We start from the raw sequence: 13,351 nt of genomic DNA on the forward strand, positions 1-13,351 counted from the left end.
GATGTTAGACATTAATGATTTTTCTTTGAGCTTTGGTGATAAAAAAGCACTGGATTCAATTTGCCTGTCTATTGCGGCTGGCGAAAAGGTAGCCATTATTGGCAGCTCAGGTTCAGGAAAATCTACGCTTATTCGTTATATCTATGACCAGTTGCAGGGGAGTGCGGCATATTGCTCCCAACAACAAGGTTTAGTTGAGAGTTTAAGTGTATTTCATAATATATATATGGGAGCACTAGGCAGAAATTCTGCAGTATATAATCTTTTTAACCTAGCGTTCCCCTTTAAAAAACCACTTAAAGAAGTGACAACCATTGCTAACTCCTTAGCGCTAGACTGTCCGATATCCCAGACTGTTTCTCAGTTATCAGGTGGACAACGTCAGCGCACTGCGGTTGGTAGAGCTATATATCAAAAGATGCCCATTTTTATTGGCGATGAGCCTTTTTCCGCCTTAGATCCAGTTATGGGTAAGCGGCTGATAAGTTTAGTATTACAACAGCACAAGAGCGTCATTATGGTATTGCATGATATGGATATGGCGTTGCAACATTTTGATAGAGTTATTGGTTTGCGTGACGGGAAAAAGTGCATAGATACTCGTGCCTCAGAGCTGAGTGCTGAGATGTTGCAAGCGTTCTATGAAGGCTCAAGCATTGATACTGACGAGGCTATAGGATCGGATACCATTGCCTGATCTTGTCAACATGAGCTCAATTCCACGTCAGGCTTTTTTTGGTTATTGGCAGAAAGTAACGCTGATTTTGCTTGGTGTTACCATGGCATGCTTTTACTGGGCTGACACGGAAATTATAGCGTTAGAACCGTGGAGCGAGTTGCAGCGTATAGCCCTAGGATTTCTTTCACCAGATTTTTTAGCGACCGAATATCTATTGGAGGCGGTTTGGCAAACGGTTAGTTTTGCTTTACTTGGCGTGGCGGCAGGATTGTTATTCGGTGCACCCGTAGCATTGTTTTATAATAAACCTCTGGTCGCAGCCGCTTGTGCCTTTATTCGCTCGATTCATGAATTGTTTTGGGCGTTATTGTTTCTGCAAGTGTTCGGTTTATCCCCCTTAACAGGCGTACTTGCTATCGCCTTACCTTATGGTGCTACATTTGCTAGAGTCTTTAGCGATATTTTACAGCAAGCCCCTGTTTACACATTGCAAAATTTACCAGCGAATACCGATAAAGTCAGCCGCTACATATATGGCCGTTTCGCCCACGTAATGAATGAAATAAAAGCTTACGTGCGTTACCGTTTTGAATGTGCGCTAAGAAGCAGCGCGATACTTGGCTTTGTCGGAATGCCTACATTAGGGTTTTATTTAGAGTCGGCTTTCAGGCAAGGGCATTATCACCAAGGCGCAGCGTTGCTTATTCTGTTTATTATTATGATCGGCTCCATACCTTATTGGTGCAGAGCTAAATTGTTACCTTTGTATTTTATTGCTGCTGTATGGTTGTTACCTGATATCACCACCATTGACGGCTCACTTGTTTGGCGCTTTTTAAGTGACGATATTTTACCGCCCATGTTTCAAAGCCATAGCATAGAGCTGTTGTTTAACGATAAGTGGCGGCTATTTGGACAATGGTTGTATCAGATTATTACTGAGCAAGCACTTCCCGGTGTTTTAGCGACCGTGTTGCTTGCAGTTGCAGCGCTAGGCTTTAGCTATCTGTTGGCATTGCTGATGACAACATTCAGTTTTAAGCCATTAACGGGTGCGTTTATCACTAGACTCAACAATTTTATCTTACTTATTTTAAGATCAATACCTGAGTACATCTTGGCCTATATTTTCATGTTGTTGTTGGGACCTTCTATGTTGCCGGCAATCATAGCGTTAGCGATTCATAACGGTGCCTTAGTTGCCTATTTAACCGCTCGACAAAGCTCTACCACTACATTTAGCCAGCATTTTAATGGCAAAATTGATGGCTATGCATATGACATATTACCGAGAATATACCCAAATATGATGGCGTTACTGTTTTATCGATTTGAAGTGATTCTCAGAGAAACAGCTATTTTGGGAATGTTAGGCGTTGCTACGTTAGGCTTTTATATTGATAGCAACTTTTCTGAAATACGCTTTAATGGGGCGCTAGTGCTGATAGGTGCGACGGCTTTACTTAATATTTTAATTGATATAGCGAGTCGTAAACTGCTGGTTAATGGGTCGCTCTCACATAAACCTTGTTAAATCACCGTATAGAACGAACTCATATACGGTGATTTTTATCCTGACAGATTGTTAACGAATAGAATCTAAGCCTTTGGGCTATCAGTACATTGTTAGTTGAATATTTTGCGCTGGTGTCTTCTATAGATGATGCCGTTGCCACACCATGCGGCAAATAGCGTAAACGCGACAACACTCGACATAATAATGCTTAGGCGGTACCAGGGGGCCTCAGCAACAATGCGTGCCTGTACATATTCAAATCCACTCGTTCCCCAAACCAGAAAGGCGGAGACGATTAGGGCTAGCTGTAAAAATCGAGTCATCCAAGTTGCTCGAATAAAGAGTAATACAGGTGCTAATGCATAGGCTATGCAGACTTCGTTTTGACCAAATCGAAGAAAATGCGCACCGAGCAGTAAATACGCAACACTGATAAAAAGAATACGCCACCACATAAAGATATACCTTATTGACCATAAATAGCCTGTAAGGATAAGGCAAAATCAAATAAGTATTCTATAGGCGGCTTCACAAATATGGGACTAATACTCGCAGGGAACAGTAATCGAGGTGTGATTATGTGCGTCAAAGCACAACTCTGTCGGCCTTGATTGTTGGTTACAGCAAGCTGGTCTGTTAAGAGCAGCTTGCCCAATCAATGTTATTTGATATTGTCTAAAGCAGATTTAAGCTTTTGTTTATCTTCTTTGCTGAGGTTTGCGTGACTAATCAAGCTAAGAATATGTTCAGCACTTGCCCCATCGCCATCGTCAAAGATAACAAAACTAGCGTGTTCATCACTATCACCAAATCGCATGACTTCAAGCTCAGAGATCTGCTCGGCAATAATCTCTATATCATCTGAAAGGGATTCAATATGTATTTCAAATTCGCCTTCATTTTGTTCGAATAGTTTTTCGAGTTCTTGGGCTTTCGCTTCAAGTTCACCCGATTTAGATTCGATTTTTATTACATGAGCTTCGATTTGCGCTGTTTTCCCATCGAGTTGTTTATACAGTTTTTCCAATTTAATCCTAATCGCCTTATCTTGCTCTGCGTTAACAACAAAAAGATTGTTTTTAGGGTGCAGTTGCGACCGCGACAGCATACGAGTGAGTAGCGCTTGAGACTCTTTGGGTAACTCAGCTAATTTAGCGCTAATCACATCTTTATCTTTCAACTCTTGGGCAGTAAATGCTAAGTCATGTTGCTTACCATCTGTTTTAATGGTGACATGGGTAATGTCATTCTCATCAGTTTCTATTTGGGTGGTAAATTCTCTGTCTTTATTGTCGACGACTTCAATTTGTGTAGGTGCAGCGAATAAGCTGGTTGGCAAGGCTAAACCGCAGGTTAATAATGCGCATACTAATAAGTTATTTTTCATAATGTCTTCTCTATTGCCATAAGGCATTGATGTGTTTGGATCTAACGCAGCCACTTAACGGTACGTTCCCTCTATTCTCAGTAGGTATTGCGAGTATCGTGCCAACTCATAACAATGCGCTTTTAGTGGGGTTCTCGGCGGAAATAATCTGTTAACCCATTAAAGAACAACAAAATAACCCTATTTGGGCATATGACTTCCTCAAATAAGGATATTGTGCTTAAACGTGCTAGGGTTTAAATCAACTACTCTGGTCAATACCGTTCTTGAAAGAGCGTGTTACAGGGCGTTAGCTGATATTTGAAAGCTGGTATTAAACTTGTATAGCTATAGAAACTAATAATAAAGGCCTCAATCTAAAGTGTATTGAGGCAGATAAAAGAGTCGATTATGTCTATTAAACGTTATGTCTTTCTGTTGTTTGGAGCGCTTATTCTTATGTTGGCTATAAGCCAGCTTTTTGTGGCTCAGTATTTTAAAACTCAACTTCAACAAGAGTTACAGCAAAGCTCAAAATCCCTGTCTAAAAGTTTAGTCAGTGTGGTGATCCAAAGAGCGTCCGACATCGACCGCTGGGAATTTTCGTTACCAGAAGAAAATGAGTTTTTGACGGACATTGAAGAAAATAAAGAGTTTGTATTAGAGCTTGATGAAGATATTGCTGAGCTAGAACAAGAGATAGATAACCTTGCGCAATCGCTGGTAGAGGTCCATGTCGATACGGGGACAAATGACTACCAAAAACATCAATTGGCGCTACAGGAGAAGGTTCAAGCTCTGCTAGAGAAAGATCGCCGTCATATGGAAGGTGAGCGAGAGAATTTACAGCAACTTAAACGAGAGGCGGCTAAAGAATACCAGCAGAGGGTAGAAGAGAGCCTTGAAAGCTTTGAGATCCACACTGATGACTGGTTACAAGCAGGTCGGGTTATGATTGTTGATGGTGATGAAAAAGATGGCATGGTCATCCGCGAAGAGCGCAGTATTGATCTGCCAAGCCAAGGGGCTAACCATCTGCTTGAGCGCTTCAGTGAGTCGGTATTGATTGTGATATTACTGACGAGCATTATGGCGCTAATCCTCGCTTACTGGCTCAGTCATCACGTTACTGAGCCTTTAAGCGAATTAGCGCTGGGCCATCAAAAATTGGGTGAAGGTAAATTTGGCATTCAGTTAAAAGAGCAAGGTGTTAAAGAGCTTAAACAGATAATGAATGGCTTTAACCGCATGAGCCTAGCATTGGAAAATTGGAATAAAAAAGAGCAGCAGATGTCCCAGCAGCAACATCTAGCCGATCTCGGTCAAATTACTCGCGGTATCGCCCACAGCTTAAGAAACCCACTGCATACGCTTGGTTTGTTATCGGAGCAAGGTATTTACACCGACTCTCAAAGTGAACGTGAAGCGATAAACCAAAAGATGCAAAAGAAGATTGGTTTAATGGATAAGAGCATTCAATCTTTACTGACTCTTTCGAGTCACGAGGTGCTAAGAGACAAGTTGGTGCCATTGAATGCAATTGTACAAGATATTCTATTAGAGCTGTCTATCTCTGGCCTCAAGCCTGATGTGATTTTTGATGCAAATAACCTTGTAGCGGTTTATGGCGCCGAATCAGAATTAAGAAGCATAGTGCATGCGGTATTGATCAATGCCGTTGAAGCTGGTGGTAAGCAGATTAAAATTGAACTCAACAAAGCTGAGAACGAAAAATCAGTTGTGATAACAGATTGGGGCAAAGGCATTGAGCCTTCGATTAAAAGCCAAATGTTTAAACCGCACATAACGACAAAATCAGAAGGTTCAGGTATGGGAATTTACATCGCCAAACGTCTCATAGAGAGCCACTATAATGGCGATATTTGCTATCAAGACAATCCTGAAGGCGGCACCATAGCAACCATTTTATTTGTCGAAGAGCAATCTAGTCAGAAGGAAGATAATTAATGAGTGAGCAGCCCTTACATATTCTAGTGGTAGAAGATGAGCCTGATCAGCGCTCGCTTATTTGCCAAATGCTGACAGCAAACAACTACGTTGTCAGCGAAGCTGACAGCGTCGAACAGGCCATTTTATTGCTCAAAAAGAGCGTGCCTGATCTGATATTTTCAGATTGGAAACTTGGGCAACTAACAGGCATGGATTTGCTAACGTACGTAAGACGCGAGCATGCCGACTTAGGATTTATTATTGCGACAGCCTACGGAACGATTACTCATGCTGTGGATGCGATGCAGGCTGGCGCAGATGATTACCTGTCCAAGCCTTATCAGCGTCAATCACTGTTCATGGCCATTGATAAAGTGGCTAAGTCACTTAAGCTAAAACAGCATAATAGGCGTTTAGCATCGGAACTTTCACAGCAACAGGAGCTGGTGGGCTTAGTCGGAAAAGCCCCTTGCATGCAAAAGGTTTATACGCGGGTGCAACGCGTTAGTGCTACCGATGCCACTGTGTTAATTGGTGGCGAAAGCGGCACAGGTAAAGAACTTGCCGCAAGAGCCTTGTATCAACTGTCGCAAAGACATCATAAACCTTTCGTGGCCATTAATTGCGGCGCAATCCCCGAAAGTTTGGCGGAGTCGGAGTTGTTTGGTGCGGAGAAAGGGGCGTTTACTGGGGCCACAAGTCAAAAAATCGGTAAGCTCGAAGCGGCTAATGGGGGCACCATCTTTTTAGATGAGATCGGTGACTTACCTCTATTACAACAAACCAAGTTACTCCGCTTTTTGCAAGAAGGAGTCATTTCTCGCTTAGGCCAAAATGGTGAAATTAAGCTGGATGTTAGAGTTATTGCGGCCACCCATCGAGATTTACCTACCGAGGTGGCAGAAGGGCGATTTAGAGAAGATCTGTATTACAGGCTCAATGTTGTCCCTATCCATATGCCGCCATTAAGGGAGCGTCAGGAGGATATTGGTAGATTGGTTGAGCACTTTTTAAAACTCCACAGTAGCCAGTACAAAATGGCATTACCTAAATTGACACCGATGACATTAAAGCAGCTATTAGATCATTCATGGCCGGGAAATGTGAGGGAGCTGGCTAATCGGATTGAACGGTTTGTCTTACTAGGCGATGAAGACGAGATGGTCGATGAGTTAGCTTGTCAGCCTAAGCCACTTAATACCAGTCAATTTTCATTGCCTGAACAAGGGATCGAATGGGAGGTATTTGAGAAAGATTGTTTGGAACAGGCAATGGACAAACATCAAGGTAATCGTACGAAAGCCGCTAAATTCTTGGGACTGAGTTATAAAGCGTTTCTGTATCGATTAGAAAAATATCAATTGGTGTAAGTTGGTGTCCGTTTATATTAATGGTTTGAGATGTAACCTTTCTGTGAATATTAATAACAACAAGGACGTTAATTTACGCGGCATTAATTTTATTTCTTAATCAAGGCTTAATATAACGTTAATCAAAAATTAATTTAATCAGGCGGGTGTACGGTTACTTTGTTGATATATCTATTAATTTGATAGAATACGGTAATACGATGTAAATTAGGCTGTTTCACGTTGACATATACTCTATTATGATTATAATTCAGCTCAAATAAATAACACTAGGCCATTCTATGGGCTTCAATGATTCCACGGTGATTCGCCGAAGAATATAAGTTATTTTGAAGATGATTTTTAATAAAAAATAGTGTTTTATTAAAAACCTATTCTCATTTTAACTTCAGCTTAAAAAGCTCCCCAATATTGATTATTCTGCCTTGCATTCACGACCCTTTGTGACAGATATTCTTGCCGTACTGTATGAAAATCAGTCTGTAAGATTGTTAGTTAGTTGTTTTTAATAGCTTGTTTTTGGTCAGTTAACCTTTGTAAGTTAAGGCTTTGCTTTAATCTTCTTCTATTTTATAGCGATAGTTTAGGAACGTATTATGGAAAATGACATCCCTCCGAGTAGAGAAAACAGTGACGGTGGAAAAGTATGGTAATAGTTAATATGTAAATTATTTTATCCTACTGCCTATTTACATCCCGCCTCACTGTTTATTTCATACTGTTTATCCATTAGTCTTAACTTAGTTAGTGCTGTTTGTCTTTCAATGATAAACATTAATAATTATTATCTTGGGCTAAATAAAGTTTAAATCCTATTATATTGGGAGGACTAAACATGTCCAACATTACAGTAAGTGCTTCAGATGATATCAATAAAGGTTTTAATTTAGACTTTGTATTTTTTAATGGCTTTAATTCTGAAGTTGATAATGAATGTAATAAAAGCAAGCTTGTTGGTTTTATTAAAAAGCAACATAGCACCGTTATCCAACGCTGGCTTGAAACGCTGTCTTTATTACAATACTTTCATATTTATAATCAATTACCAGAGGCTGAACAAAAGACTGTTATTCACCTTATGCCTAGCGGGTTTATGAGTGACATGGAAAAAATAGCGTCACAAGCTCATCCAGTTATTGCCGTGGCGACAATCAGGCCACAGCGTTGCGTTAATGATGATATGCGGGTCAGTGAAGCGATTGATATAATTCAGCAATCAACAGATATCTTTGATGAGCAAGTGCTTTTTATCGTAGATGATCAGGGCTGTTATCGATCGACCCTGGAGTTACATCAATTAGTCAAATATCAGCCATCAGCAATATTGGCTGATATTGCTCGTTGGGTGGCTCCATGTCATGTCAGCACTGATAGAGAGCTGGCTGTGGCACAGTTGCAACATAGCGAGAATGATTACTTACCCTTAGTGGACTTTTGGGGTAAGCCTGCAGGGGTACTGCGTGCCAAAGAAGCGATGTCTGTTTTACAACAAGAGCAGACTCAAGATGTTGAAATGTTGATGGGCATTCAGGGAACTCACGACGACACACCTTACATGCAGACAACGGTCTTGGAACATGTTCATAAGCGAATTTTCTGGATTGTCGGTTTAGCTGCTGTTGGGATTTTATCAGGTATGGTTATTCAAAGTTATGATGATGCCATCATGGCATTGACTATTTTAGCACTATACATGCCTATGGTCGCCGATACGGGGGGAAATGCAGGAAGCCAAGCTGCAACAGTGATAGTCCGCTCTATGGCACTGGGTGAGCTAAAGCTGAAAAGTTGGTGTGATGTATTGTGGAAGGAGCTACGTATTTCACTTTTTATCGGTTTAGGGTTGGCGCTAGTCTCTTTTGGCAAAGTATTGTTTCTGTCACATAATGCTGAGGTCCCGGGTAATATCACCTTAACCATGCTAGGTAGTGCCATTGCATTAGCACTCTTCTTTCAGGTCGTTACTGCTACGGTGATCGGTGCTGCGTTGCCATTTATGGCAAAGTTATGTCGGCAAGATCCTGCGGTAGTTGCCAGCCCCGCTATTACAACCATAGTCGATGTCACCGGTCTGTTGATCTATTTTTATATTACTTCATTGATTTTACTTAATTAATCATATGAATTGTGACTACAAATTTATTTCACAATTCAATTTGTAGTCAATTACTGCGAAACAGTTTTTCTCTTCATTTTTCACATTAGATCCTGATTAGATAGGAGGACTACTTATGTCCTATAAACAAGTAAAAAATCGTATTTCTCGTCAATTTTATCGTTTAACATTTTTTGTTATTCAGGCATTTATACTCCTTGCCTCTACAATGACTGTCGCGACGGCAATGACGAATAACGCCATGGAACAGCATCTTGCTGAGCAACCTGAGCCTGCCTTTCATGTCGACTTGGGTATTGATTCACACTATATAGACCAAGGATGCAATCTGCTCGATGAGGGAGGTATTTTCTGGGGGAATGCACACTGGGATCTGAGTTATCTACTCCTGGACGCTGGTATTGGAAGGGCGACACATCAAGACTACACTGAATTAAATATAGGTATGGAATTAGAACTGTTATCAACTGCAATTTTTGACATTACCGCAGGTATCCAATTTATTGAAATTTTTGGCGCTGATCGCGAAAGTGATGTTGAACTATTCACGACATTTTCCTATTCAGGAATAGATTGGTTTACGCCCATCATTGAACACACATACTCACTTGAGGCTAATGGGCATTATGTTGAAATTAGTCTGCAAGGCATGAGTTTTGTATTGGCTCACGGCGTGTCAGTAACACCCTATGTGACCCAAGCTTTCGATTATGAGTTTGTCGTTGACGGTTATAACGGAGTTAACCATTTTCAAATGGGTATAAAAGTGGATTACCCGATTCATCAACGTGTCTATTTATCTGGACACCTGAGTCATATCACACCACAAAAGGGCATTAAGTCTGAACGTAATGCACAAATCTATTCAGCATCCAGCACTGACTCGACAAGCAAATCGGTGACTGAAGTGAACGAGACAAAGGGAGGCAGTAAACAAATGTTTGCTGGGATCTATCTGAATTGGTTCTTCTAATGCATATGAGGTTAACAAACAGACTCATGGCGTGGTTGTGATATTCACGTTATCAAGTTTTATTTGCCGCAGCATGGCGGCAAATAAGCGAGTTTTTGCGAGAGTAATATGGCGCTTAAAAAGCGCCGCAGACGATGATCACCGCAACGGAGATAAAGAGAAGACCGGTAACCAAATTGATGACAGGACTCGCTTGCTTAACTTTTTGCTGTATCGTCGGTTTTGACAGAACTAAGGCAATGAATATAAACCAGAACAAAGATAATATTAACATAATAAATACTGCGACAATCTTGGTGAGCAAATTGATATCTGGTGTGATCAAAGCTGAAAATAAGGTGATAAAGAACACCATTGCTTTTGGATTAAGTAAGTTGGTGTACAAACCCCGGAGAAACCCTTGCTTGATGGACAGCCCATTATGAGCTGTATTGGTCGTTATTGTGGATCCCAGTTCAATAGCATCCTTTTTAGCCCGCTTAGTTTGAAAGTGTGTCATCGCGCTACGAACAGCACCTATACCCATCCAACCTAGATATGATGCCCCAATGAGTTGGACTGCAATAAATAGCCATTGCGAACTCTTAATGATCACGCTGACACCAGTAAGGCTAAGTAGGCTATGCAGTAAGATAGCCACCGAGATCCCTATCGCGGCAGCAATGGCAGTGGCACGACTTTCTTGGCTTGCCATTTTTACGACTAACGCAAAATCGGGTCCAGGGCTGGCGAGTGCGACCGAATGAATGATGGCTAAAGAGAGCAGCAATTGCAGTTCCATAAAAAAGTCCGAATAATAATATTGTCATCTATGATGGCTGATCGTTGGTGTTAGGTATTGTAAATTATTGCAGGTTGGGCGACATATTGGTGCTGTGAAAGATCCTGGTACTAAAGCACTCGTTTTTGAAAGTGTGATGGCGTGATAAGAAAGGCACTCTTAAACGCCTTATTTAGATGACTCTGATCGTAAAAACCGACTTGATGTGCAATGTCTATTATCGGCTCGCCTTTGATTAACGCCTTTTTGGCATACTCCAGTCGTATGCGTTTTAAATAGGCGTGTGGGGTCATACCTGTTGCCGATTTAAATTGACGTAAAAACTGAAACTTACTTAAGCCTGTGGCAACGGCTAAATCATCGAGTTTAAATTCTCTGTACAGTTCATCGTGAAACTGGCTCTTAATATTACCCAGCTGTTGTTGGGAGAGGGCGTGACGAGTAGGCGTGAGAGTGTGAACAGCCCCAAACCGTTCAAATAGTTCAGTGAGTAAAGCTAGTAAATGTGTCTCTATGGAGAGTCTCGTTTGCTGTGTCTGGGGACTCGTGAGTATTTTATGTAAATGTGAAAAGGCGAGATGCAGGTCAGGGGCCCAACAAAGAGGTGAGCTGAAAAATTGTTCATTAATGCAAAGCTCATTGGCGATTTGATTGACATAATCTACCGGGATAGCCATAACATTGGCTTGATAACCTTGTATTTGGGTACTTTGTCCATTATGTGCTTCGTCGGGGTTTAGAGTCGAAATAAACCCTTTATCAAGTTGATAGCTAGTCCCTTTATGTTGATATTTTTGTCCACCTTTAGTCACCACGCCTATGTGATAGTCGAGATGAATATGTTGATCGAACTCAAAGCGCTGAAAGCTGGCTTTACTGAGCTCGATATCAGGCACTATTGGGTTGTGCCAATATTCAATTTTCTCTTCGATCATTCATTTTCACCATTCGAAGCGGGATTACGCTGAGTTTTTTTTATTTTAGCGGTTGGTTAATTATATAGGCTAGGAAAAAATTGCAGTAGTAAAATATGTTACAAGATAACACTGTATTAATCAGTATTTTGGCTCATAATACCAAGCTGATTTGCTAAATATCGTCATTTTATTGGAGCACAGCTTGTGAAGGGACAGATTCTACGTGAAATGAAGGTTCAAGCGGCTATTGAGCCAGAGTATGAAGTGCAAAGACGGGTGGCCTTTATCAAACTGAAACTCAAGGAATCACACTGCAAAAGCCTTGTCCTCGGGATCAGTGGTGGCGTTGACTCTTCGCTAACCGGGCGCTTATGCCAGTTAGCTGTTGATGAACTTAATCAAAGCATTGCTCAGAATGATTACCAATTTATTGCCGTTCGTCTTCCTTACGATGTACAACAGGATGAAGATGAGGCTCAGTTAGCATGTCAATTTATCAACCCGTCTAAACAAGTGACTGTGAATGTTAAACAAGGTGTAGATGGGGTTCATAGTGAAACCATCAATGCGATTGAATCTGCTGGAATGATACTGCCTGATAGCGCTAAAGTGGATTTTGTAAAAGGCAATGTCAAAGCAAGAATGCGCATGGTTGCTCAATATGAGATAGCAGGGCTAGTGGCAGGTTTAGTGGTAGGTACAGATCACAGTGCAGAAAATATTACCGGTTTCTATACCAAGTGGGGTGATGGAGCATGTGATTTAGCCCCATTATTCGGCTTGAATAAACGTCAAATAAGACAGATGGCTCACTTTTTAGGCGCGCCCGATATCTTGGTCCATAAGGCGCCTACTGCAGATCTTGAAGAGGGACAGCCTCAATTAGAAGATGAAATAGCACTAGGTCTGACGTATGACCAGATAGATGATTTTCTTGAAGGCAAAGAGGTTAGTGAGTTCGTCAATAGTAAATTGATTGGCATTTACCGCGCGACGCAGCATAAGCGTGACGCTATCCCGACAATTTACGATTAACGGTTTATCACTTAAAAAGCGCTTATAGGCGCTTTTTTTTGGTCTGTTAAACTTAACTCTTATTATCTTAATTGGGCTAATCAAGCGGCTGTAATCCGAGTTCTTGTCTTAATTGATTAATCTGTTTGTTAGGAAATTGTCGATAATCTAAATATGGACAAAGATAAATGGACTGATGTGGGTGTTTCAGTAGGCTGCTACATTGAGTGCTGATAGGAATAAATTCCGCTCTATTTATTTGTAGACTCTGGGCGCTTTCCTGTCCACATATAATGTGAACTTTCGGTTCGGATTGCAAAGATAGGGCGGTAATCACTATCGACTCTTCTTGTTTTAATAATAGCGTATCACGATAGCGTCGCCAATCTTGGCCATTAACGGTTATCTTTGCCATGATAGTCAGAATTTTCCGCCAATGGTTACCATTTAATACAATCATGGATTGCGTTGCATTTAAATCCTGGTAACTCCAGTTCTCTGGTAGTTTTGGAGGGGTTGGTAGATAAAAGCAAGTTGTCGCCAGTTCTGTTCCGATCATCATAGTGTCTATTTGTTTCGCGTTAAAAGCAGTGTAAGTTAGCTATATAGAGTGTGTATACTATTTCGATTTATTAATGAATACCAACAACTTAAATCAGTGAGTTAATT

Annotated in this window: 12 protein-coding genes; 7 read left to right on the plus strand and 5 right to left on the minus strand. The window is 41.0% G+C overall.

The genetic code is table 11. The annotated features are described in order from the left end of the window. The first annotated feature begins 1 nt into the window (after position 1). Together CXF83_RS11220 and CXF83_RS11225 are read left to right on the plus strand one after the other, a co-directional pair. Positions 2–697 (plus strand): ATP-binding cassette domain-containing protein, encoded by a 696-nt coding sequence (locus CXF83_RS11220; RefSeq protein WP_101091821.1) that lies wholly within the window; start codon positions 2–4, stop codon positions 695–697. 10 nt (positions 698–707) lie between these two features. Next, positions 708–2,213, plus strand: coding sequence for a PhnE/PtxC family ABC transporter permease (locus tag CXF83_RS11225; protein WP_101091903.1), 1,506 nt, complete (start codon positions 708–710; stop codon positions 2,211–2,213). Positions 2,214–2,305: 92 nt separating this feature from the next. Here CXF83_RS11225 and CXF83_RS11230 read toward each other — a convergent pair whose 3' ends face one another. Together CXF83_RS11230 and CXF83_RS11235 are read right to left on the minus strand one after the other, a co-directional pair. After that, complete coding sequence (locus tag CXF83_RS11230) at positions 2,306–2,650, minus strand: hypothetical protein (RefSeq protein ID WP_101091822.1); 345 nt, start codon at positions 2,648–2,650, stop codon at positions 2,306–2,308. A gap of 206 nt (positions 2,651–2,856) precedes the next feature. Next, complete coding sequence (locus tag CXF83_RS11235) at positions 2,857–3,582, minus strand: hypothetical protein (protein WP_101091823.1); 726 nt, start codon at positions 3,580–3,582, stop codon at positions 2,857–2,859. A gap of 390 nt (positions 3,583–3,972) precedes the next feature. Here CXF83_RS11235 and CXF83_RS11240 point away from each other — a divergent pair, with 390 nt between their 5' ends. The 4 genes from CXF83_RS11240 to CXF83_RS11255 all read left to right on the plus strand — a co-directional run bounded on the left by CXF83_RS11240 (position 3,973) and on the right by CXF83_RS11255 (position 9,970). Then, on the plus strand, positions 3,973–5,529 hold the full coding sequence (locus CXF83_RS11240; protein ID WP_101091824.1) for a sensor histidine kinase: 1,557 nt from the start codon (positions 3,973–3,975) through the stop codon (positions 5,527–5,529). Beyond that, a complete protein-coding gene (locus CXF83_RS11245) occupies positions 5,529–6,881 on the plus strand; it encodes a sigma-54-dependent transcriptional regulator (RefSeq protein WP_101091825.1) in 1,353 nt (450 codons plus the stop codon). The genes CXF83_RS11240 and CXF83_RS11245 overlap by 1 nt, the downstream gene beginning before the upstream one ends. Positions 6,882–7,716: 835 nt before the next feature. Continuing rightward, a complete protein-coding gene (locus CXF83_RS11250) occupies positions 7,717–8,997 on the plus strand; it encodes a magnesium transporter (RefSeq protein WP_101091826.1) in 1,281 nt (426 codons plus the stop codon). Positions 8,998–9,112: 115 nt separating this feature from the next. Next, positions 9,113–9,970 (plus strand): hypothetical protein, encoded by an 858-nt coding sequence (locus CXF83_RS11255; RefSeq protein WP_101091827.1) that lies wholly within the window; start codon positions 9,113–9,115, stop codon positions 9,968–9,970. Positions 9,971–10,085: 115 nt separating this feature from the next. Here CXF83_RS11255 and CXF83_RS11260 read toward each other — a convergent pair whose 3' ends face one another. Both CXF83_RS11260 and CXF83_RS11265 read right to left on the minus strand, forming a co-directional pair. Beyond that, complete coding sequence (locus CXF83_RS11260; protein ID WP_101091828.1) at positions 10,086–10,751, minus strand: LysE family transporter; 666 nt, start codon at positions 10,749–10,751, stop codon at positions 10,086–10,088. A 110-nt stretch (positions 10,752–10,861) separates the two neighbouring features. Then, entirely contained in the window at positions 10,862–11,686 is an 825-nt protein-coding gene (locus CXF83_RS11265) for an AraC family transcriptional regulator (RefSeq protein WP_101091829.1), read from the minus strand. A gap of 186 nt (positions 11,687–11,872) precedes the next feature. Between CXF83_RS11265 and nadE the strand changes: the two genes are divergently transcribed. Then, the gene (nadE, locus tag CXF83_RS11270) at positions 11,873–12,703 is read left to right on the plus strand and encodes an ammonia-dependent NAD(+) synthetase (protein ID WP_101091830.1); all 831 of its coding nucleotides are present in this window, start codon (positions 11,873–11,875) and stop codon (positions 12,701–12,703) included. A gap of 76 nt (positions 12,704–12,779) precedes the next feature. Here nadE and CXF83_RS11275 read toward each other — a convergent pair whose 3' ends face one another. Then, on the minus strand, positions 12,780–13,244 hold the full coding sequence (locus CXF83_RS11275) for a DUF6942 family protein (protein WP_101091831.1): 465 nt from the start codon (positions 13,242–13,244) through the stop codon (positions 12,780–12,782). Between the last annotated feature and the right edge of the window lie 107 nt (positions 13,245–13,351).

The organism is Shewanella sp. Choline-02u-19 (assembly GCF_002836205.1).
Lineage (GTDB): Bacteria > Pseudomonadota > Gammaproteobacteria > Enterobacterales > Shewanellaceae > Shewanella.

Excerpts from the sequence above, each read along its gene's own strand:
- CXF83_RS11225 (WP_101091903.1), top strand. The coding sequence starts at position 708 with ATGAGCTCAATTCCACGTCAGGCTTTTTTTGGTTATTGGCAGAAAGTA.
- CXF83_RS11265 (WP_101091829.1), bottom strand. The coding sequence starts at position 11,686 with ATGATCGAAGAGAAAATTGAATATTGGCACAACCCAATAGTGCCTGAT.
- CXF83_RS11245 (WP_101091825.1), top strand. The coding sequence starts at position 5,529 with ATGAGTGAGCAGCCCTTACATATTCTAGTGGTAGAAGATGAGCCTGAT.
- CXF83_RS11255 (WP_101091827.1), top strand. The coding sequence starts at position 9,113 with ATGTCCTATAAACAAGTAAAAAATCGTATTTCTCGTCAATTTTATCGT.
- CXF83_RS11275 (WP_101091831.1), bottom strand. The coding sequence starts at position 13,244 with ATGATGATCGGAACAGAACTGGCGACAACTTGCTTTTATCTACCAACC.
- CXF83_RS11250 (WP_101091826.1), top strand. The coding sequence starts at position 7,717 with ATGTCCAACATTACAGTAAGTGCTTCAGATGATATCAATAAAGGTTTT.
- CXF83_RS11260 (WP_101091828.1), bottom strand. The coding sequence starts at position 10,751 with ATGGAACTGCAATTGCTGCTCTCTTTAGCCATCATTCATTCGGTCGCA.
- CXF83_RS11235 (WP_101091823.1), bottom strand. The coding sequence starts at position 3,582 with ATGAAAAATAACTTATTAGTATGCGCATTATTAACCTGCGGTTTAGCC.
- CXF83_RS11240 (WP_101091824.1), top strand. The coding sequence starts at position 3,973 with ATGTCTATTAAACGTTATGTCTTTCTGTTGTTTGGAGCGCTTATTCTT.
- CXF83_RS11220 (WP_101091821.1), top strand. The coding sequence starts at position 2 with ATGTTAGACATTAATGATTTTTCTTTGAGCTTTGGTGATAAAAAAGCA.
- CXF83_RS11230 (WP_101091822.1), bottom strand. The coding sequence starts at position 2,650 with ATGTGGTGGCGTATTCTTTTTATCAGTGTTGCGTATTTACTGCTCGGT.